At 63.1% G+C, this 20,147-nt stretch carries 17 protein-coding genes and 1 tRNA gene; all 18 read right to left on the reverse strand.

Annotated features, from left to right (window positions below; all coding sequences use genetic code 11):
- Nucleotides 1–110: 110 nt before the first annotated feature.
- Nucleotides 111–1,058: a glycosyltransferase family A protein gene (locus Q8L25_RS28005; RefSeq protein ID WP_308922494.1), complete on the reverse strand. Its 948-nt coding sequence runs from the start codon at nt 1,056–1,058 to the stop codon at nt 111–113.
- On the reverse strand, nt 1,058–2,476 hold the full coding sequence (locus tag Q8L25_RS28010; protein ID WP_308922495.1) for an O-antigen ligase family protein: 1,419 nt from the start codon (nt 2,474–2,476) through the stop codon (nt 1,058–1,060). Before Q8L25_RS28010 ends, Q8L25_RS28005 begins: the two co-directional genes overlap by 1 nt.
- Nucleotides 2,469–4,007, reverse strand: a complete 1,539-nt coding sequence (locus tag Q8L25_RS28015; RefSeq protein ID WP_308922496.1) for a lipopolysaccharide biosynthesis protein — start codon at nt 4,005–4,007, stop codon at nt 2,469–2,471. The genes Q8L25_RS28010 and Q8L25_RS28015 overlap by 8 nt, the downstream gene beginning before the upstream one ends.
- A gap of 43 nt (nt 4,008–4,050) precedes the next feature.
- A complete protein-coding gene (gene epsI, locus Q8L25_RS28020) occupies nt 4,051–4,737 on the reverse strand; it encodes an exosortase-associated protein EpsI, B-type (RefSeq protein ID WP_308922497.1) in 687 nt (228 codons plus the stop codon).
- Nucleotides 4,734–5,642: an exosortase B gene (xrtB, locus tag Q8L25_RS28025; RefSeq protein ID WP_308922498.1), complete on the reverse strand. Its 909-nt coding sequence runs from the start codon at nt 5,640–5,642 to the stop codon at nt 4,734–4,736. Before xrtB ends, epsI begins: the two co-directional genes overlap by 4 nt.
- Nucleotides 5,642–6,517, reverse strand: coding sequence for a chain length determinant protein tyrosine kinase EpsG (gene epsG / locus Q8L25_RS28030; RefSeq protein WP_308922499.1), 876 nt, complete (start codon nt 6,515–6,517; stop codon nt 5,642–5,644). Before epsG ends, xrtB begins: the two co-directional genes overlap by 1 nt.
- A gap of 12 nt (nt 6,518–6,529) precedes the next feature.
- The gene (gene epsF, locus Q8L25_RS28035) at nt 6,530–7,936 is read right to left on the reverse strand and encodes a chain length determinant protein EpsF (protein WP_308922500.1); all 1,407 of its coding nucleotides are present in this window, start codon (nt 7,934–7,936) and stop codon (nt 6,530–6,532) included.
- A 42-nt stretch (nt 7,937–7,978) separates the two neighbouring features.
- Nucleotides 7,979–8,767 carry a polysaccharide export protein EpsE gene (gene epsE / locus Q8L25_RS28040; RefSeq protein WP_308922501.1) on the reverse strand — a complete coding sequence of 263 codons (789 nt, stop codon included), beginning with the start codon at nt 8,765–8,767 and terminating at the stop codon, nt 7,979–7,981.
- 53 nt (nt 8,768–8,820) lie between these two features.
- Entirely contained in the window at nt 8,821–9,771 is a 951-nt protein-coding gene (locus Q8L25_RS28045) for an EpsD family peptidyl-prolyl cis-trans isomerase (protein WP_308922502.1), read from the reverse strand.
- A gap of 556 nt (nt 9,772–10,327) precedes the next feature.
- Complete coding sequence (locus tag Q8L25_RS28050) at nt 10,328–11,710, reverse strand: undecaprenyl-phosphate glucose phosphotransferase (RefSeq protein ID WP_308922503.1); 1,383 nt, start codon at nt 11,708–11,710, stop codon at nt 10,328–10,330.
- 9 nt (nt 11,711–11,719) lie between these two features.
- Nucleotides 11,720–12,958, reverse strand: a complete 1,239-nt coding sequence (gene epsL / locus Q8L25_RS28055) for an XrtB/PEP-CTERM-associated polysaccharide biosynthesis outer membrane protein EpsL (protein ID WP_308922504.1) — start codon at nt 12,956–12,958, stop codon at nt 11,720–11,722.
- 40 nt (nt 12,959–12,998) lie between these two features.
- Nucleotides 12,999–13,661 (reverse strand): CAAX prenyl protease-related protein, encoded by a 663-nt coding sequence (locus Q8L25_RS28060; protein WP_308922505.1) that lies wholly within the window; start codon nt 13,659–13,661, stop codon nt 12,999–13,001.
- A gap of 175 nt (nt 13,662–13,836) precedes the next feature.
- Entirely contained in the window at nt 13,837–15,729 is a 1,893-nt protein-coding gene (locus Q8L25_RS28065; RefSeq protein ID WP_308922506.1) for an ATP-binding cassette domain-containing protein, read from the reverse strand.
- A gap of 171 nt (nt 15,730–15,900) precedes the next feature.
- Nucleotides 15,901–15,975 (reverse strand) — tRNA-Arg (locus tag Q8L25_RS28070).
- 30 nt (nt 15,976–16,005) lie between these two features.
- The gene (locus tag Q8L25_RS28075; RefSeq protein ID WP_308922507.1) at nt 16,006–17,055 is read right to left on the reverse strand and encodes a hypothetical protein; all 1,050 of its coding nucleotides are present in this window, start codon (nt 17,053–17,055) and stop codon (nt 16,006–16,008) included.
- Nucleotides 17,056–17,071: 16 nt separating this feature from the next.
- Nucleotides 17,072–18,457, reverse strand: coding sequence for an MBOAT family O-acyltransferase (locus tag Q8L25_RS28080; RefSeq protein WP_308922508.1), 1,386 nt, complete (start codon nt 18,455–18,457; stop codon nt 17,072–17,074).
- A 76-nt stretch (nt 18,458–18,533) separates the two neighbouring features.
- Nucleotides 18,534–19,295, reverse strand: a complete 762-nt coding sequence (locus Q8L25_RS28085; RefSeq protein WP_308922509.1) for a PEP_CTERM-anchored TLD domain-containing protein — start codon at nt 19,293–19,295, stop codon at nt 18,534–18,536.
- A 133-nt stretch (nt 19,296–19,428) separates the two neighbouring features.
- A complete protein-coding gene (locus Q8L25_RS28090) occupies nt 19,429–20,145 on the reverse strand; it encodes a response regulator (RefSeq protein WP_308922510.1) in 717 nt (238 codons plus the stop codon).
- Nucleotides 20,146–20,147: the final 2 nt, after the last annotated feature.

Below are 20,147 nucleotides of genomic sequence, written 5' to 3' on the forward strand. Positions count from 1 at the left end.
AACGCAAGGGGGACGGTCTTTTGATGCAAAAGCAAGAGGTGATTTTTTAACCAAGAAGAACTTGGGCAATTCCCTCAATTATACCGAAATGCCCATCGGCAACGACTATATTAAGCGGCGATGCGTGATTTTCGCCACAACGACCAGCGCCTGGTCATGGCCGGTGTAAACAGCAGGCACATGATGGCCGTGCTGCACCAGTGGCGCGTGACGCCGTTGCGCATGGCGCGCCCCATTTCGGCCAGCGCCGCGCCGCGGCGGCCCGCTTCGAGCAGTTCGCGCGCCACCACCACGCGCGCATTCGACACCAGCAGCAAGGCCGGCCGGCGCGCCGGATCGCTGGCCGGCCAGCCGCGGGCGCGCTGTTCCAGCCGGGCAAACACGGGCAGCACCACGTCACGCCCGGAGATGGCGCTCAGGCTGCCGCCCACGTCCAGCCGGTAGGCCACCAGCGGCAGCGCCGTCTGCACCAGGCGGTGGCGTTCGGCCAGGCGGAACCACAGGTCCAGGTCTTCGCCGAACTGCTCGCCCTCGGGAAAACACGGCTGCAAAGCCAACAGCGCGCTGCGCCTGGCGGCGACCGAGCCGGTAAAGAAGGAGAGCCATTGCCGATTGCAGCGCGCAAAGAAATCATCAACGACTTCCACCTGCTGCGGCGGCAAGGCGGGCGCATCGGCCAGGCGCACATCGCCGCCCGGCGTGACGCCCTTGAAGCCGGTGGCGAAATAGGACTCGGCGGGATAGGCCAGCGCCATGCCGGCCTGCGTGCGCAGGTAGTCGGGCGCGTACCAGTCATCGGCATCGAGGAAACACACCAGTTCGCCACGCGCTTCCGCGATCCCGCGGTTGCGCGCGCGCGACACGCCGCCGTTGGCCTGGCGCACCAGCCGCACGCGCGGATCAAGGCAGGCCTGCACGCGCGCCGGCCCGTCGTCGGTCGAGCCATCGTCGACCACCACCACTTCCCAGTCGGCATGGGTTTGCGCCAGCACCGAAGCCAGGGTGGCCTCGATATACGCCGCCTTGTTGTACAGCGGAATAACAACCGAACACAGCATCACGCCATCCCCGGTATGCGCGCCCTGCGCGCCCTGACGGCCTCTTTGTCGGCCACCGGATAATTCGCCGTGATAATGATCAGCAGCAGCACATGGGTCAGGGCTTCGGCGGCAAAGCCGGACAGCGACAGCGGCACCTCGCTGAAGGAGCGGCTGGCGATCAGCACGAACAGTGCCATCGACAGGCCCTGGCTGGCCCTGGCGGTGCGCGCCGAAGCGTACAGCAGCACCAGCGCATATAGCACCAGGCCGATTACGCCGATGGTGCCGGCACTGGCCAGGCTCTGGTAAAACTGGCTGTGCGCATGCGTGGCATATGGCATGCCGATGCTGGCGCGAAAAGCATCATCCCACAAGGGCAGGCCATAGCCGAAAATCGGACTCTTGTACCACTCCTGCACCGCCACCTGCCAGATCACGTCGCGGCCCGTCAGGCTCATCAGTTCAAAACCTTCGTCGCTCGAGGCGAAACGCGCCAGCTTGGCATCGAGGCTGCCGAACATCACTAACAGCATGCCCATCGTGCACAGCAGGATAAAGCAGAAGATGGCGATGATCGACAACTGCGGCCGGCGGTAATCGAACAGGCGTTCCTTGATCTGCTCGCGAAAGCCGAAATACGCGATACAGGCAAAGCACAGGATGCAGGCGATCCAGTTGGTTTTCGATTGCGACAGCAGCAGGCTGGCAATGCCCACGACCCAGGCGAACAGGTTCAGCGGACGCCAGGCAAACGGCTTGCGCCACAGGCACAGCAGATACACCACCACCATCGGCCCCAGCACGTTGGCATGGCTGGCCAGCCCCGCATAGCGTACGTTGAGGAAAGGCAGCAGGCCATGGTAGTTCTTGACGATGACCATGTTCGGCTTCCAGGCCAGCATGCCCGCGCTGAGCACCAGGAACAGCAAGTTGGCATTGCGCATGGAAACGATGCTCAAGTCCACTTCCCTGGGCTTCATCAGCATGGCGGCACAGCCGGCCAGGAACATGTACAGGTATTCATGCGACACTTCCATATGGCGGCCAAACAGGGCCGGGCTGACGATATTGCTGAGGAAATACAGCACGAAAGCCCAGAACAGCAGCAGCGGCATGGCCTGCGCCTTCTCGCGCGACGTCATGCGGTGCAGGAAGCGTTCGCCGCAGGCGAAAATCACGAACAGCGAGGTTAACCGGCCAAGCCAGACGGTGGCCGGATGGCGCACCACCGCCTTGACGCCCAACAAGATCTCGCTCAGCGAAAAATCGCGGTTCGACAGCATGGCGGTAACGGCGATCGACAACATCACCGGGTAAAACACATACGGCACCAGGCCGGTTGCGCGCTTGCTGCCCCAATGAATGCTCAAGGCAATGACGAACACCACCACCAGCGCGGCGACCAGAGCAAACAGGCCAAACAGTATTTCACTCATGTAGTTCTCGCGGTTCGATTAAATGGTTGCCGGCGCCGCAGCGCTCGCGCAGATAGCGGATGACGCCGGCCGGCACGGGCGGACTGAAACGCCCCAGCATGCCGACCACGCGCAGGCCCAGCAACGGCGGCCAGGCCAGCACGGCGGCCAGCAGCAGCGCGCCGCCCAGCAAGGCTCCGCCCAGGAAAGCGGCCAGCGGATGGCCGCTCGCCATGCCGCCCAGCACGGTGCCGCCCCAGCTGCCGGCGCCGGCCAGCAGCGCCATGGCGACGCCGCGCGACGCCAGCGGCGCCAGGTCGCGCAGGCCCACGTGCAGGCGCAGGCAGGCGGCCGTGCCCACCACCAGCGCGCGCGCCAGCAAGGTGCCGGCGGCGATCAGCGCCACGGTGGCCGCGCCCTGCCCCGCAAACCAAAACAGCATGGCACCGGCTGCCACGATCAGCGGCAGCTGCAGCAGGCTTTCCAGGTGCTTGCCACCGGTATTCCACAAGATGGGGGTCGACATGCCCCAGGTGATATAGGCCGGCATGGCCAGCGCCAGGATGGCCAGCACGATGCCGGACTCTTGCCAGACGGTGCCGTACAGCACGCCGATCAGGGCCGGCGCCGTCACCGCCAGCAGCACGAACAGCGGCAGGATCACGATCCAGATGGTCGCCAGCACCGACACATACATGTCGCGCAGGCGCGGCATGTCGTCCTGCAACTTGGCGCCGGTGGCGAGAAACGCCGGCTGCAGCGCGTTCAGGAACAGTCCGTTGGGCGTATTGGCCAGGTTGTAGCCGACCGCATACACGCCGACCGCGTGGGCGGTGAGAAAGCGGCCCAGGAAAACCCGGTCCAGGTTGTTCAGGAACCAGTTGCACAGATTGGTCACGAACACCGTCAGGCCCACATGCGTCGAGCGGCGCGCGCCCTCGTACCACAGCAGCGGGCGCAGAGAAAAGCGCGTGCGCGCATAGGTCAGCAGCAGCGCCGTGGCCGACTGGCCCAGCCAGGCGCACACCAGGGTCCACACGCCGGCGCCGGCATACGCCATCGACAGGCCGATCATCAGGTAGCCGACGATATAGCTGGTCAGCTGGATGATGTTGAGCGCGCGGAAATCGAGCTGGCGGCGCAGCAGGCCACTGCCGGTGGCCGTCAGCGCATTGAGCACACAGGTCAGGCTCATCCAGGCGATCACCGGCGCGATGCGCGGTTCCTTGAAATACACGGCAACCCACGGTGCGATAAAGAACAGCAAGGCCATCGCCGCCAGCCCGGTGATGGCCTGCCAGGTCACCGTGAAGCGCACGTCTTCCTCGTTCAGGGTCTGGTTTTGCACCAGGCCCCAGGAAAAGCCGAAATCGGCGAGGAAATTGCTGAACGTCATGACGAGCAAGCCCATCGCGAACAAGCCGTAGCTTTCCGGACCCAGCAGGCGCGCCAGCAGCACTTGCGTGACCAGTTGCAGGCCGAACATGGCGACCGTGCCCATCGCCGCCCACTTGACGGCGCTGACGCTTTTTTGATTGATATCGCTGCCCATGATTCTCACTGTCTGCCACGGCGACGGGCGCCGTGGGCGCGCATCAGCCCGGTGGTGTGCCGATCAGCCGGCTACGCTCGGCCGCCGGCATGCTGGCCAGCAGGCTGTTGACGAAATTGGCCTGCAACTGATACGAGTGCGGCAAGTCGGTGTCGATATTGGAAACGCGAAACAGCATGGCGTCGGCGACGGTGCCGGTCAGCCCGTAGCGCAATTGCTCGAGCCGCTGCTGCAGGCCGACCTTGCTGATCTTGTTGCCAACCGTGATCCAGTAGGTGATCGGTTCGCTGCGGTTGCCCGTCACCGCCAGCAGGCGCTTGACGGGCAGCTTGCCGTACGACGTAGCGAGCTCGCCGTATTCGTCGCGCTCGACCTGGAAGCCTTGCGCGGCGTAGCAGACCTCGGGCTTGTGCACGCTCATGTTGTCGCTCTGGTCGCCGCCATAGGCGATCGACAGCATCACCCGTTCGCCGCGCGGATTGACATAGGTGCGCGACAGGGTCTGGTTATAGATCTTGTTCAGGCGCGACTGGGTTTCCGGATCGACCTGCAGCGGCACCAGGGTGTTGTCGAGGCGCCATTCGCCAAACGCCTGCGGTATCGCCGTTTCCAGCGAAAAACTGGGGCGCTGGTCAGACATTTTCACGCCGGGCGCCACCGCGCGGCTGAGGATGGCGGCGCCCAGCAGCAAGGCGCCCAGCAGCAAGTTCATGCGTAACGAGGCAGTCATGGCGCCACTCCCGCGGCCGGTGCGCCAGCACCGCCGCGCTTGCGCACGATCCATTGCAGCAAGGAATCAACGGCAAGAATCAGCAGCAGCGCGCTGATGAACAGCACCATGCCGGCAAAGCCGTGCAAAAAGCCCTGGCCGGCCGCGTCGCCGAAATAATAGGTGATCAGGGTCAATGTCATCACGCGGATGACATTGGCGGTAAATGAAATCGGCACGATCAGCAGCGCCAGCACGATATTGCGGAACGGCGAGGTGTGGCGCACCAGGTTAAGGTAGAACAGGCCCAGCGCTTCGAGCGTGAGCAGGGTCTGCAGGCCGGCGCAGGCGTCGGCCACCAGCAGCTGGTATTGGCCGATCTGCAGGATCACGCCGGTGCGCGCGATCGGATAGCCGGCCAGGAACAGCAGGTGTTCGGTGACATACGATACGGCCATCTTCATCGGCATGGTCAGGGTGGTGACCAGCGGCAGCGGCAGCGGCACCATGAACAGCATGAAAAAGAAGGGGAACCACAGCACGCGCGCGGCAGGACGGCCGCGCTTGAGCAGCAGCAGCGCCAGGCCGGTGCCGATCAGGGCCAGGATTTCCAGCGACAATATCTGCTGCGAACAGCCCAGCACGTACAGCAGCAAGGACGCCACCAGCAGCGGCCAGCCGGCGCGGCTGGACGGGGCGCCGGCGCTGGCCGCCAGCATCTCGGGCCACTTGCGGTAGATCAGCCACAGCGACAGGACCAGGATGATGGGACCGTGCGCCTGCTCTTCGGTGGACCAGATGCCGCGAAACAGGCCGACCAGGCTGGGCAGCAGCATGGCCAGGAAGCCCAGCGCCAGCGGCAGCCAGTCGGGCAGCGCAAAGCGGCCGGTACGGGCCGGCGGAATGGCGTGGCCGTGCGCAGCCATCAAAAATCAACCATCACGGAACCGACCACCTGGGCTCCGCTTTGCGTCATCTGCTCGGACATGGCGGCCACGTCCGCCATCGGCGTCTTGTTCTTGCGCGCCACCAGCAGCACGCCGCCGGCGCGCGCGGCCACCGCGATCGCGTCGGAACCGGTGGTGTAGGCCGGCACGTCGTACAGCACCGCGTCGTAGCGGCTTTCCAGCTGCTTGTTGAGCGTGACAAAGGAACTGCGGCTGAGCAATTCCTGTGGATTCGGCGGCAAGGTGCCCGCCGCCAGCACCGACAGGGCGACAAACGACTCCACCTTGGCGATGATGTCGAGTTCGGCACGTCCGGCCAGCACGTCGGACAGGCCCTGGCGTGTCTTCAGGTCGAAGATTTCATGCTGGCGCGGCTTGCGCAGGTTGGCGTCGACCAGCAAGGTGTGCTCGCCCAGCTGGGAAAACACCACCGCCAGGTTGGCCGTAAACAGGCTGGCGCCATCGCCCGGTTCCATGCCCAGCACCACCAGCGACTTGCTGCCGCGGGCAAACCAGCGCAGCATCAGCTGGCTGCGCACGGCGCGCAGGATTTCCACCTGCGAGCTGAAAGGCTGATAGGCCGCCACCAGTTCCTGCGGATACTTGCCGGCGCCCGGCTGCAGATAGGGATAGTCGAACTGGCGCGCCAGCACTTGCTGGATGTCCGCTTCCGTGATCAGGCCCAGGCGCTGCGCCGCTTCGCCGAAGCGGATGCCCAGTTCCTTCTGCATGCGCAGCACGCGCTCGGCGTTTTCCGGCGTGATCTTGCCCGATTCGAGCAGCAGGCCGCCGATGCTGGAGTCGGCGCCGCGCGGCTGCGGCGTACTATTCAATACATGTGCACTTGATGTCATGTCAGTTCCATCTCAATTGAGTCGCAGGCGGCGCGGCAGCAAGCCACGCAGGCCGCGCATGCGGCGCTGTTTCGGTTTCCAGTCGACCACGCCGAACACCGGAATCTGCAGCACGTCGCTCAGGTCCTGGTCGGAACGGATGCGGCGGTCCAGCAATTCGGCCAGCAGGGCGATGCCGCAGCCCAGCATGATACCGACGAAAATCGACAGCAGCACGTTGCGCGGAATATTCGGGCTGTCCGGCTGGATCGGCGCCACGGCCGGATTGAGCATGGCGATGTCGGACTGCTCGGCCTGGCCTTCGATGCGCGTTTGCGACAGGCGCTGCGACGTCACGTCGAAGGCGCGCTGGGCGCTTTCCACGTCCTTGCTCATGACGCCTATTTCATCGCGCGTGCGGTTCAGTTCCAGTACCTTGGCCTTTTGCGCGGCCAGGGCGGCGCGGATCGACGCCTCGCGCTGTTGCAAAATCTGCGCATTGTTGCCCACGCTCTGAGAGGTGGCGCGGGTCTGCTCGGCCAGGTCGCGGCGCAGCTTGTCGACTTCGGCCTTGGCGCTCTGGTATTGCGGGTGATTGCGGTCCAGGCGCTGGCCCAGCTCGGCCAGCTTGCCTTCGGCATTGCCCAGGCCCAATTTGAGGCTCTGGATCAGCGGGTTCGAGGCCACGTCGGGCGATTCGGAAGTATTGCCGCCGGATGCCATGCGCTGGCGCGAGGTCGCTTCCATCGACTGGCCCTGGGCGATGACCAGCTGCGCCGACAGGTCGTTCAGGCGGTTCGATTCCACGTCGAGGCGGTTGTCGAGACTGACGATGCCATTGTCCTGCTGGTATTTCGACAAGCGGCTTTGCGCCTGTTCCACGTTGTCGCGCAGCAGCTTGGTCTGGTCGTCGAAATAGGTGGTCGCCTTGCGCATCGGATCGACCTTCAGCTGGATGCTGACCTTCTGGTATTGCTCGGCGAACGCATTCGACACGGCCGCCACGAATTGCGGGTCGGCGCCCTTGAAGCTGATGTCGACCACGCTGCTTTCGCGCGAGGGCATCACTTCGAGTTTTTTCAGCAGCAGGTCGGCCAGCCAGTCGCGCACCGTGCCCTTGCCTTTCGCCGCCTCGTTGAACTGGGCGATGACGGCCGGGCTGCGGGCCAGCTCAAGCTGGTCAACCACGCGCAGCGCGACGTTCTTGCTGCCGATGATGTCGACCTGGGTCGCCATGTAGCCGGGCAGCAGCTGGCCCGGCAGCGTCACGCCGGTCAGGGGGTCGATGCCCTTGTAGTTCATCAGCAAGGTGCTGGTGGCCTTGTAGGTCTTCGGCAAGACCAGGCTGACGCCCAGCGCCAGCGCGACGGTGATCAGGAGGGTCAGCAAGACGATGGTCTTGCGCGCCCGCAGGATCAGCAACAGTTGGGAGAGATTCATGATGAGACTTTCAATACTTGACGATGAGGCGCGGGTACGCGCTTAGAACAGGCTTTCCTGGACATACACGACATCGTCGACCAGCAGCAGGTCGTCGTGCTTGGCCTGGATCACTTCGACCTGGCCGGCCGCATTGCGGCGCTTGATGCGCACGCCGCGTTCGGTGCCGCGCTGTGTCAGGCCGCCGCCGACGGCCAGGGCTTGCACCACGGTCATGTTGCGTTCCAGGCGGAACGCGCCGGGGCGCTGGACTTCGCCATAGATGTAGAAGCGCGGCGCGCGCTCGACGTAGATGATGTCGTTGCCCGACACGTCCATGTCGCCCTTCAGGTCGCCATTGCGCACGATGTCGAGGATCTCGATCACGTCACGCGAGGTGCTGCCGGCGCGCTTGCGGATCAGGCTGACCTGGTCCGATCCTTCGGGATTCATGCCGCCGGCCATGGCCAGCATGTCCATCACGGTGCGCTTGCCTTCCAGCGGATAGCGGCCCGGGCGGTTGACTTGTCCCAGCACCGAGGCCTGCTGGCTTTGCAGGCTGGTGACGATGATGTTCACCTGCGCCTTGCGCAGGTAGCCGCCGCTTTCGAGCAGGCCGCCGAGTTTCTTTTCCGCCGCCGAGGCCGACAGGCCGCCGATATCGACCGCACCCACCAGCGGGAAGGTGATCTGGCCCGCCTCGCTCACGCGCGTCTCCAGGCCCAGGTCCGGGTTGCCGTAGACGGAGATTTTCAGGACGTCACCGGCGCCGAGCGGCACATCGGCGGCGCCGGCCATGCCCGCGGCCAGGAACAAAAAGGCCGCCATCATCCAGTTTGCGAGTCGTTTCATGATTACTGATACCCCTAGGTTAGTGCTGATGTTGAATTACGTAATGGCCGCACTTACTTCAAGCCGGCCACGCCACGCTCATTGGCTTCATTGCTGCTGCCCGCCGGAGCTGCCGGCGTGCCAGCCGGCGCCGGGACGGCTGCGGCGGCCGGGGCCGCGTCCTTGTTGAAATACTCGATCTTGGCGCTGGTGCGCAGGCGTTTCAGCTCGGCGTCGGCGGCATCCTTGCTTTTCTTGTTGGCGAGGAATTGTTCGATCTGCGGCGTAGCCGCGTCCAGGCCGACCGGGCTGTCCTTCACGTCGGCCAGCGACACCAGCAGGCTGCGCTCGCCTTCGCGCACGATGAACAACTGCCCTTTCGTCATCGCCGCCAGCTTGCTGCTCAGTTCCGGCGCCAGGTCGGCGCTGGTGCGCGACACCTGGCTGCGGGCGTAGGCGACCTTGTGGCCATCGAGCCATTGCGCCACGTCTTCGAGCGACTTGGCGCCATCGATCACGGCCTTCAGTTCATCGTTGAGCGCGCTGGTCGGCAGGATCAGCTGGCGCATGTCGAATTGCTTGCGCTGGGTGAAAAACTGCGGATTCTGCGTGAAATAGGCCTCGACTTCCGGCTTGCTCGGGCGCACGGCGGCGCCGATGCGCTTCTGCATGTAGGCCTGCGCCAGGATCAGGGCCTTGGCACGCTCGATCGCCTGCATGACTTTCGGATCGCGATCGACTTTTTCCTTCTCCGCTTCATTTTGCAGCAACTGGCGGTCGATCAGCGACTCGAGCAGCTGCTTGCTGGCGGCCGCCTGCTGGGACGACTGCACGCCGGCCCGCTGCAGCTCTTCATTGAGCTGCAGGATGGTGATTTCCTTGCCATTGACGCTGGCCAGCGACTGGCCAGGCTTCTTGTCCTTGTCGCCGCAGGCGGACAGGCCGGCCGCGGCCAGCAGGACCAGCGCGGCGCACAGCAGGCGTGGCGCACGAGGGGCGTAAGCGGAGTGGGTAAAATGATTCAAGCGTGCTCCTTAGCAATAACCGGCAGGAAGATGCATACCTCGGCGGGAAAATCGGCGAACGGCCCGGCGCTGGTGTGCGGCACGGTCATCGCCCGATGTTTTCCCCAAGACATGGATATGCATCAAACAATTAACAATCTTGTAAATATAATACAGCTGACACATCTCAACAAGCGAAATATTTGCCTAAATATCTACTAACAAGATAAAAAAACAACTTTTTCCAACGTCTTCTTGATTGCAAATAATTATGCATCAGACGCGGCGATAATGCTTGTTGATGATGAGTCGCGTTGCCTTGCAAGCTACCAGTAACGGTAACGCAACGCCGGCAGGGGCAAGGCCGGGAGAGGGAGAACATGATCGCAGCCTTTCCAGGAGGAAGGCAAACCACCGCAACACGCGGACCGGCAATCACGCGCTTGACGCGCCTGTCACCATGGGACGGCGCACTCGGCAGCACGATGCGCCATTTTAACGCGGTTTAATCCCGCACAACGTTTATTCAAACGCTATTTTTAACAGTGGCGTCATCCTGCAACGACCCGGGCGCACGTCAATGCGCATTTTCACGCGCCAGCACCACTTTCACGGTGCGTATGATAATCCACAAATCGAGCCAGAGCGACCAGTTGCGCAGGTAATCGAGGTCGAAATGGATGCGCGCCTCCATCTTGTCGAGCGTTTCGGTCTCGCCGCGCAAACCGTTCACCTGCGCCCAGCCGGTAATGCCGGGCTTGACCTTGTGGCGCAGCATGTAGCCTTTGATCAACTTGCGGTATTGCTCGTTATGCACCACCGCATGCGGGCGCGGCCCGACGATGCTCATGCGGCCTTGCAGCACGTTGAAAAACTGCGGCAATTCGTCGAGCGAACTGCGGCGCAGGAATGCGCCGACCTTGGTCACCCGCTGGTCGTTCCTGGTGGCCTGCACCACCTTGTCGCCATCCTCGCCCACCGTCATGGAACGGAACTTGTAGACCACGATCTCTTCGCCGTACAGGCCGTAGCGGCGCTGGCGGAAAATCACCGGGCCTTTCGAACTGAGCTTGACGGCAATGGCGATGACCAGCATTACCGGCAGCAACAAAATCTGGATCAGCAAGCCCAGCACGATATCGCTGCCGCGCTTGATCATGCTGTTATAGCCTGTAAACGGCGACTCGCGGATGGCGATCACGGGCATGCCGCCCACATTGTCGAAACGCGCCTGCATCAAGTCGAAGATATAAATATCGGGCAAAAAATACACCGACGCCGTCGTGTCTTCAAGGTCGTCGAGCATCTTGCGGATGCGCGGCTGGGCCGAAATGGGCTGGCTGATGAAGATCATCTTGATATGGTGTTCGCGCACATAGGCGGCGATATCGTTCATGCGTCCCAGCATCGGCTCGCGCATCTTCTCGGGCCAGCGGTCATCGGTGCGGTCGTCGAAAAAGCCGCGCACGCTCATGAACAGGTTGGGATTGCGCGCGATCGTGGCGGCAAACTTCAGGCTGGCGTCATTGGCGCCGATGATCACCACCGAGCGCACCTCGCTTTCGCCATCGGGACGCAGGCTGAACTTGCGCGCCGCCAGATGACAGGCGAGCAAGACGAACGGCGTCAGGACCAGCCAGGCCAGTACCACATCGGTATCGAAATGATAGGCCAGGCCGGTGGCCGAGCCGAGGAAGACCAGGATCAGGGCCGTGATGCCCCAGCCGATCAGGATGTCGCGCGCATACGCCAGCATGCGCCCGCTGCGCCAGGTGCGGTAGGGGTCGACATGATGGAACACGGTCGACGAAATGAAGATGGCCAGTATCATCAGCACCAGCGTATAGCCGGTAAAAGGCGAGCCGGAAGCGAACGCCAGCAGGTAAAGCAGCCCCATGATGACCAGGGGATCGAGGACCCGTTGAAAGAAGGAAATCAGGGGAATATCGTTGACCGTCATGTTCATTGTTTAAAACTGTACACTGCCATTGAAAGAAACGCCTTTGGCGCGGTAGTTGCCGCTATCGATGATGGACGCGCCGGTGCGCCGCTCGTGGAACACGCGCGCGCCCAGTTGCACCTTGGGATGCGGCGCATAGGTCAGGCCCAGCGAGGCGGTGCTGGTGGTGTCGCGGCCGTCGCCGGGCAAGGTCAGGCCGCTGACGGCGGAAAAATCGCGCCGTACGCGGCGCAGCTGCGCTTCGGCGCGCACCTTGGCCGAGATGGTCCAGACGCTGCCCAGGCTGGCGCCCGTATTCAGGCTGCTGGTGACCAGGGAATTGTCGACCGAACCGAATTCACGCCAGACCATGCCCGTGAAACGCACCTTGCCCAGCGGCTGCCAGTACACGCTGAGGCGGCCATTGCTGCCGCTGCTGTCGCGGCCCGCCAGCATCTTGTTGCGGTGGCGTACCCAGCCGCCGAGAAACTCGATCTGAGTGATGCCGCTCAGTTCCCAATAGATATTCGCCTTGGCCTCGTCCTGGCGATAGCCATTGCCATACACCGCCGAGGCGTCGCCGAGGCGGTTCGGATAGCTGCCGTCGAGGTGGCGCAACTGCAGGCCGATGCGGCTGCCACTGGGCGCCAGGTAGTCCAGCCCCAGTTCCGTCGCGTCTTCGCTCCAGTTCGAAAACGCCTGCGCCGGCAGGTCGTAGGAATAGCGCTCGCGCGTGATGCCGCTGCGCACGCGCCAGCTGGGATGAAAGCGCCAGGCGCCGTCGACATACTCGCGCCGCTCGGTGCGCAGGTTGCGCACATTGCTCTGGAAGTCGCTGAACGGCGTCAGGGTTTGCGAATAACTGGCGCCCGCATGGCCTTCCAGATGATTGCCGACATGCCATTCCAGATCGGCCAGGAAATCCTTGCCGTCGTAATCGAATTGATTGAAGCGGTTGAAACTGACCTTCGACCACTTGGCCTGGCCCGTCAATATCTGCCGCCCGATCGGGCGATTGAACAGGAAACCGGCTTGCAGCAGGCGCGACGTATCCGAGCGCGGCCCGTCAAAGCCCGCCACCACATCGGGCAAGCGCATCAGGTTATCGTCGTAGGAATACGACGCGGCGGCGAACGGCTTGATGGTGTCGCTGATATCGGCCAGTGCGCAGGGACTGGCCAGGGTGCCGAACAGCAGCACCACGGCGCCCAGACCAGGGGGCGCCGAGATGGCGCTGGCAATTGCTTTTTTATGCAAAAAATTCAACATGGATTTAGTCTTTGACAAGTCAATCAGTTGACAAACAATACTACCAGTAATTCCAGTGCCCACCAGAAATTATCCAGAGCCCCAACACGCCATTTGTCACGCCGTGCGCCAGGATGGGCGACCACAAGGACCCGCTGCGCATGTACAAGACGGTATAGGCGGCACCGGCCACCATGCCGGCCAGCCATAAATTGTGTTCAATGCCAAACAGCAACACGCTCACGACGAAGGCCCTGGCGCTGGCCAGGCGCGGCGCGCGCGCCAGGAAATCGGCCGCATCGAGCCAGCGCAGCAGGAAGGAACGCCAGAACAACTCTTCCATGACAGGCACCACCAGCGCGGCGCCGGCGATCCGCAGCAACACCAGGCTCCATTCGATCCGGCCATCGTTACGCGGATCGAAACCGTCCGCCTTGCCGATGCTCATCCAGTCCGTGTCCAGGCAAATCCACAGCAAAAAAACAACAGTCCCGGTCAGCAAGGCGACGGCGATCGCGCGCGCACCGAGCGCAAACGAGGCCAGTTCCGTGTAACTGCGGCGCCAATACAACAGCAGGCCCAGCACGACACCGATCTTCAGCGCGTACAGCCAGCGCAATTCGTGCGGCGCATGGCCCAGGCGGCCCAGCATATCGGCGAGAAAGATGAAGAACAGGTAGGCCAGGAAAGGCGCCACCCGCTGCAAGGTGGCGCGCTCAACCATGCCGGCGCACGCAGGGTGGCGTCAGACGCGCCAGGCGCGCTGGCGCGGGTGGTGCAGGTGGCGTGTTTTTAATTGCAAACATGCATCCCTCGATGTAAAAAATATAATTATATCAAGCACGATCGAGCGATGGCAAAGAATCGTGCTTTTAATTACAACAAGGGATAAAAAACTGTTAACTGTTTGTGCGCGCTTCGATCTGCTCCCATTTTTCGAGGGCGTCGAGCAATTCGCTTTCAATCTCGGCCACGCGCGCGTTCAGGCGCTTGCCTTCCGCCGGCGTCTTCTTGTAGAAGTCGGGATGCGACAATTCGGCCGCCAGCACCGACTGCTCGTCTTCCAGCTTGGCGATCAGCTTCGGCAATTCGTCCAGTTCGCGCTGCTCCTTGTAGCTGAGTTTTTTCTTGGCGGCAGGCGCCGCCGCAGCCTCGGCCTTGGCGGCAGGCTTGCTGGCCGGCGCGGTGGCCGCCGGCAAGGTGCGCACGCGCTCCCAGTCCGTGTAGCCGCCGACGAATTCGCGCCACTTGCCGGCGCCTTCGGCCACCACCACCTGGGTCACCACGTTGTCGAGGAAGGTGCGGTCGTGGCTGACCAGGAACACGGTGCCCTTGTAGTCTTCCAGCAACTCTTCCAGCAGCTCCAGCGTGTCGATGTCCAGATCGTTGGTCGGCTCATCGAGCACCAGGCAGTTGGCCGGCTTGGCGAACAGGCGCGCCAGCAGCAAGCGGTTGCGCTCGCCACCGGACAGCGTCTTGACGGGCGAGCGTGCACGCTCGGGCGAGAACAGGAAATCGTTCAGGTAGCTCATCGAGTGCTTGCGCTGGCCATTGATCTCGACCCAGTCGCTGCCCGGCGAAATGGTTTCGATCAGGCTCGCTTCTTCATTGAGCTGGGTGCGCATCTGGTCGAAGTACGCCACCTGCAGCTTGGTGCCCAGCTTGGCGGTTCCCGTATCGGGCGCCAGTTCGCCGAGGATCATCTTGAGCAAGGTGGTCTTGCCGGCGCCGTTGGCGCCGATCAGGCCGACCTTGTCGCCGCGCAGGATGGTGCCGCTGAAGTTGTCGATGATCACGCGGTCGCCAAAGCGCTTGCTGACATTTTCCAGCTCGGCCACGATCTTGCCCGAGCGTTCGCTCGAACCGACTTCCAGCTTGACCTGGCCCTGCTGGTCACGGCGCGCATTGCGCGTCAGGCGCAGCGCTTCGAGGCGGCGCACGCGGCCTTCGTCACGCACGCGGCGTGCCTTGACACCTTTGCGTATCCACACTTCCTCCTGCGCCAGGAATTTGTCGAACTTGGCGTTTTCCACCTCTTCGTTTTCCAGCTGCTCGGCCTTGCGGGTCTGGTAGGTGGTGAAGTTGCCCGGGTACGACAGCAGGCGGCCGCGGTCGAGTTCGATAATCCGCGTGGACACATTGTCGAGGAAGGAGCGATCGTGGGTAATGAACAGCACGCTGCCCTTGAAGTCGCGCAGCAGGCCTTCCAGCCACAAAATCGAGGTGAAATCCAGATGGTTGGTCGGCTCGTCGAGCAGCAGCACATCGGGCGCCGAGACCAGCGCGCGCGCCAGCGCGACGCGCTTCTGCATCCCGCCCGACAGGGTTTTCATCAGCATGTCGCCGGTCAGGTTCAAGCGGTCGAGCACGGTTTCCACCTTGTTCGGCAAGCTCCAGGCGTCAGCCGCATCGAGCTTGACCTGGATGTCATGCATGCGCTCCATCAATTCGTCGTCATTGCCCTGGCCAAACTGGCCCGTCAGCTCGTCGTATTCCTTCAGCCACGCCTGCGATTCGCCCATGCCGGACGCCACCGCATTAAACACCGACATCTCGGGATCGAACTGCGGTTCCTGCTCCACATAGGCGATCTTGATGCCTTGCTGCATCACCAACAAGCCATCGTCGAGCTTGAACTTGCCCGAGATGACCTTCAACAGCGAGGATTTGCCGGTGCCGTTGCGGCCGATCAGGCCGACCCGCTCCGAGGTTTCCAGTGAAAATTCCGCGTGATCGAGCAGCGCGACGTGACCGAACGCAAGTTGCGCCGATGAAAGAGAAATGACAGCCATAATGAGTAAAGGTGCTCGGGCGCTGCGTATTGCGACCGCCTGGGCGTGCAAGACAGCTGCCGATTGAATGAATGAAGCACGCATTGTACCGATAACCGGGGCCTCGGTTGCGGGCGATCAGAAATTTGCCGCTGGCAAGGAACAGGCTGCCGAGGTGCGTTGCGTGATGGTTGGTGTCGCCAGCAGGAATCGAACCTGCATTTAAGTCTTAGGAGGACCTTGTACTATCCATTGTACGATGGCGACACACGAAGCGGCATTATACAGCCTGCCGCACTACATTGACAGCCTGCTGCCCGCGCTGACGCCCAACAATGGCAACAATTGTTGCGCCGCCAGGCCATGCGCCACCTTGTTCCAATGGCCGTCCATCGGCGCAAAGTCCAGCCGTTCGCGTTGCGCCGCCCAGTGCCGGGCAAATACGGGCTGCATGTCGAGCACCGGAAAGCCGTGCCGCTCCAGCTGCGCGATCAGGAACTGCCGGTTGTCATCCTGCCAGGAGGGCTTGCCGCGGCGCGCATCGTAGAGCAGGCCGCGCTCGCCATCGATGACGAAGATATAGCGCATGCCCGCACTGCCCTGCACCGCCTTCAGTTGCGACAGGTAATACTCGAGCACGCGCGCGCGCGCGGCATGCGTAGCCTGCAGGTCCGGCGCGGGCGCCGGCAAGGACTTGCCGGCGGTACGCCAACTCGACGCGATCCAGTCCGGCAGCTTCAGGTTGTAGTACACATAGCGTACCAGCGCGGAGCGCGACACCAGCTGTTTCAGCCGGGATTCGACATAGGCATTGTGCATCACGCGCACGCCGCCCGCGCTCTCTTCGAACTGGCTGTGGCCGCGCGTCGTTGGCTGCAGCAAGTGATTCATGCTGCCCGAGTCGATCAGCAGCACCACCGTGCGCGGGTGCAGGAGCGGCACATGATAGCGGGCCATCTCCAGCGTGTCGGCCAGGGTATTGCCGGAACTGGCGGCGGCCAGCACGGCGCCGTCCAGGGACCGCGACAGTTGCCCCTGCAAGCTGTCGCGCCGGTCGAGCATCAGGCTTTCCACGAAGCTGTTGCCCAACACCAGCACCTCGGGCCGCTCGCTGAAATCGGTCGAATTGGCGTAGCCTTGCCGGTTGGTGACGCCATGGCGTGCATTGTCGAGCCCCCAGCCATACGAATACACATAGTCCTGCCGCGGCAGGTAGCGGCTCAAGGGCATGCGCGCATCACTGGGCTGCAAGCGCAGGCCGTCGGCCACCGGCAGGCATTGCAGCACGAGTTCCAGCAGCAAGGCCATGGCCAGTGCGCCGAGTCCGATAAAGAAAGAAGTACGCATATGAGCCGACGCCAGATCAGAAATTAAAGTACAGGAATTCGGATACGCCGCGCGTCTCGCTGATCGACAGTAACAGCATGCACAGCAACAGCATGGCGCCCAGCAACAAGCTGCCGCGCCGGCCTTCCAGCCGGTGCTCCTGCTCCAGGCGCAAGCCGCGGCCCAGCAGCTGGTAGGCATTCGGCAGGCAAAATGCCGTCACCGCACACGCCGCCAGCCAGGCCAGGCAGGATGACAGTTGCATGATGCGGTTGATGCCCAGCACGGCGGCTGCCATGTCCTCGGTGAGGGTGCCGCCCGCCATCGCCCTGAGCACGTCGACGGCGACGGCGACCGAACTGGCGCGAAAGAAAACCCAGGCCAGCACCACCGCCAGGAAAGTCGCCGCCGCACCGGCCAGCCTGAGCGCCAGGTTGCTGCGCTGCCCCAGCACATGGCGCAGCGCATGGTTGACGATCAGGTAGGCGCCATGCAGCATGCCCCACACGACAAAGGTCCAGTTCGCGCCATGCCACAAGCCGCCCAGCAACATGGTCAGGAACAGGTTGCGGTAGCGCTGGAAAGCGCCGTGGCGGTTGCCGCCCAGCGCGATATACAAATAGTCGCGCAGGAAGCTCGACAGCGTGATGTGCCAGCGGCGCCAGAAGTCGATGATCGAGGTGGCTTTGTAGGGCGAGTTGAAATTGATCGGCAAGATAATGCCAAACATGTAGGACAAGCCATAGGCCATGTCGGAATAGGCCGAAAAATCGAAATACAGCTGGAAGGTGTAGGCCAGCGCCCCGGCCCAGGCTTCGAGCATGCTCAAGTGCTGGTGATGCTGGTCGAACACGGGGCCGACAAAGCGCGCCACGCCATCGGCAAGGATGACCTTCTTGAACAGGCCGATGGTAAAGAAAGCCAGCCCCACCACCAGCCGGCCACGGTGAAACACATGCGAGGCCGGCTGCGAAAACTGCGGCATCATCTCCTTGTGATGCAGGATGGGACCGGCGATCAGGTGCGGAAAATAGGTGACGAACAGGCCATAGCTTTCCGGCTGATAATCCTTGACCTTGCCGGCGTGGCAGTCGACCAGGTAGGCAATCTGGGTAAAGGTGAAAAACGATATGCCGATAGGCAGGACGACGCCCAGCGGCGCGATGGACGCGCCCGTCACGGCCGCCACATTGCCGAGCAAAAAATCGGCATATTTGAAAAATACCAGCAGCGACAGATTGAAGACCAGGCCGGCCACCAGCCAGCCCTTGGCCGCCTTCAGGCGGCCCTGTCCATGGCGCAGCGAAATGCTGCGGCCGACGGCAAAGTTGGCGCAGATCGACAAGGCCAGCAGCGGCAGGAAGGCGATATCCCAATAACAATAAAAGGCGACCGAGGAAAACAGCAGGAAAATGATCGACATCCGCAGTGAATAGCGGGAAAGAACAAAGTATCCAAGCAGGGCCAGCGGCAAGAAAACCAGGAAAAACGCAAAAGAATTAAATAGCACTGAACGTTCCTGGCGAGGATGGATCGGCAAGCGCGCCGCGCTTGCGCGCATGCAGGCCACCCAGCAGGAGCAGGCCCGCCAGCAGCATGCCGAAGGTCGCCGGTTCCGGCACCGCGCTGATGCTGTACACCTGCAGCGCGCCGAAGGTCAGGGCCGACGCATTGGCCGAACCGTCCACCAGGCTCAGGCCCGACGACGGCTGGCCGGCAGGGCTGTATGTATACAGGTAAGAATAGCCGCCGGAGGTCAGGTCGCGCGGCACATACAGGTCATGGCCGATGCCGAAGGTCGGACCGAAATCGCTGTCGTTGTAGGTCTGGCCGCTGCCGGTGCTGTCGCCGCTGAAATACTGCTTGAGCTGCGGCAGCATCAGCCCGGACGTCAGGTTGAACAGGAATGCCGTGCGCTCGCTGTCGGCCATGGTGACGTGCAGGCCCGCGCTGGCATTCCAGCTCTGCGGGTTGTAGCCGCCGACCAGCCAGGTCTGGCCCGCTGTGTTGCTGGCTTCCATCACCGAAAATGTGCGTCCCTTGCCATCGGCCGCCGCGTGGAAGTCGAGCGAGGTATCGCCCGCCGCCTTGGTGTAGATGGGCGTGAGCGCCAGCGGGCCTTCGCCCAGCCACGATGACAGCTGCGCCGTATCCTGCTGAGACAACAGGGACGGCGTGGCCGCAGCCTGCGCGCCCGCGCAAAACACCAGGCTGGCCAAGGCCGGCAGCCACCTGTTGATGGTCGTGAAATGATTTTGCATACCTGGCTCACCCATGTCTGTTCTATATACCGATGTATTATAGGGTTGCCAAACAAAACATGCTTGATAATATTTTCATATGCCTTTGCGCAAGGTTTTCAGGCCTTGCCGGCGAGGCTGGCCAACAACATCGTCAGGCGATATCGGCATGCCGGCGCAGCCGCCGCGCCTGGTGCACCGTGCTGCGCGCCAGGGTGGCGAGCGCCTGCCGCAGCGCCGCGTCATCGAGCGCCGGCGCCTGCAGCACGGCGGCCAGGCCGTCGGCCGCGCCATACAGGCCCAGGGTAGTGCAGCCCAGGTGCAGGCGTTCGACCTGCTGGCGCGCCTGGGCCGGCTCGCCGCGCGCCTGCAGCGCTTCGATATGGCTGGCGCTGGCGGCGGCCTGCTCCTGGAAGCCGGCCAGGTAGGCCAGCAGGCGTTCGGCATCGACGCCCAGCCGCTGCAGGGTCAGGCCGGGCGCTTCGGCCAGCGGCGCCTCAGCGGCGGCGGCAAGACAGGCATCGAGATGCTCGCGCACCTGTTCCTGCTGGAACGGCTTGACGATATAGCCGGCGGCCCCGGCCCGCACCGCGTCGCGCACGGTGGCCTGGTCGTTGGCCGACGACACCAGCACCAGCGGCATGGCGTCGAGCCCACTGTCGGCGCGCACTTTTTGCAGCAGCTCCATGCCGGACAGGCGCGGCATGCGCAGGTCGCAGAAACACAGGGCCGGGCGCAGCCCGCCTTCGAGCTGCTCCCAGGCGGCGGCGCCGTCCTCCGCTTCCACAATATCGTGCACGCCGCAACTGTCGATCAGGTGCATCAGCACCATGCGCGAGACCACATCATCATCGACCACCAGTACTTTCATTG

Source organism: Janthinobacterium sp. J1-1 (assembly GCF_030944405.1).
Classification (GTDB): domain Bacteria; phylum Pseudomonadota; class Gammaproteobacteria; order Burkholderiales; family Burkholderiaceae_D; genus Janthinobacterium.

What these genes read in the sequence shown, in the direction of transcription:
- Q8L25_RS28005 (WP_308922494.1), bottom strand. Translation starts at nt 1,058, where the DNA reads ATGCTGTGTTCGGTTGTTATTCCGCTGTACAACAAGGCGGCGTATATC.
- Q8L25_RS28010 (WP_308922495.1), bottom strand. Translation starts at nt 2,476, where the DNA reads ATGAGTGAAATACTGTTTGGCCTGTTTGCTCTGGTCGCCGCGCTGGTG.
- Q8L25_RS28015 (WP_308922496.1), bottom strand. Translation starts at nt 4,007, where the DNA reads ATGGGCAGCGATATCAATCAAAAAAGCGTCAGCGCCGTCAAGTGGGCG.
- epsI (WP_308922497.1), bottom strand. Translation starts at nt 4,737, where the DNA reads ATGACTGCCTCGTTACGCATGAACTTGCTGCTGGGCGCCTTGCTGCTG.
- xrtB (WP_308922498.1), bottom strand. Translation starts at nt 5,642, where the DNA reads ATGGCTGCGCACGGCCACGCCATTCCGCCGGCCCGTACCGGCCGCTTT.
- epsG (WP_308922499.1), bottom strand. Translation starts at nt 6,517, where the DNA reads ATGACATCAAGTGCACATGTATTGAATAGTACGCCGCAGCCGCGCGGC.
- epsF (WP_308922500.1), bottom strand. Translation starts at nt 7,936, where the DNA reads ATGAATCTCTCCCAACTGTTGCTGATCCTGCGGGCGCGCAAGACCATC.
- epsE (WP_308922501.1), bottom strand. Translation starts at nt 8,767, where the DNA reads ATGAAACGACTCGCAAACTGGATGATGGCGGCCTTTTTGTTCCTGGCC.
- Q8L25_RS28050 (WP_308922503.1), bottom strand. Translation starts at nt 11,710, where the DNA reads ATGACGGTCAACGATATTCCCCTGATTTCCTTCTTTCAACGGGTCCTC.
- epsL (WP_308922504.1), bottom strand. Translation starts at nt 12,958, where the DNA reads ATGTTGAATTTTTTGCATAAAAAAGCAATTGCCAGCGCCATCTCGGCG.
- Q8L25_RS28060 (WP_308922505.1), bottom strand. Translation starts at nt 13,661, where the DNA reads ATGGTTGAGCGCGCCACCTTGCAGCGGGTGGCGCCTTTCCTGGCCTAC.
- Q8L25_RS28065 (WP_308922506.1), bottom strand. Translation starts at nt 15,729, where the DNA reads ATGGCTGTCATTTCTCTTTCATCGGCGCAACTTGCGTTCGGTCACGTC.
- Q8L25_RS28075 (WP_308922507.1), bottom strand. Translation starts at nt 17,055, where the DNA reads ATGCGTACTTCTTTCTTTATCGGACTCGGCGCACTGGCCATGGCCTTG.
- Q8L25_RS28080 (WP_308922508.1), bottom strand. Translation starts at nt 18,457, where the DNA reads ATGTCGATCATTTTCCTGCTGTTTTCCTCGGTCGCCTTTTATTGTTAT.
- Q8L25_RS28085 (WP_308922509.1), bottom strand. Translation starts at nt 19,295, where the DNA reads ATGCAAAATCATTTCACGACCATCAACAGGTGGCTGCCGGCCTTGGCC.
- Q8L25_RS28090 (WP_308922510.1), bottom strand. Translation starts at nt 20,145, where the DNA reads ATGAAAGTACTGGTGGTCGATGATGATGTGGTCTCGCGCATGGTGCTG.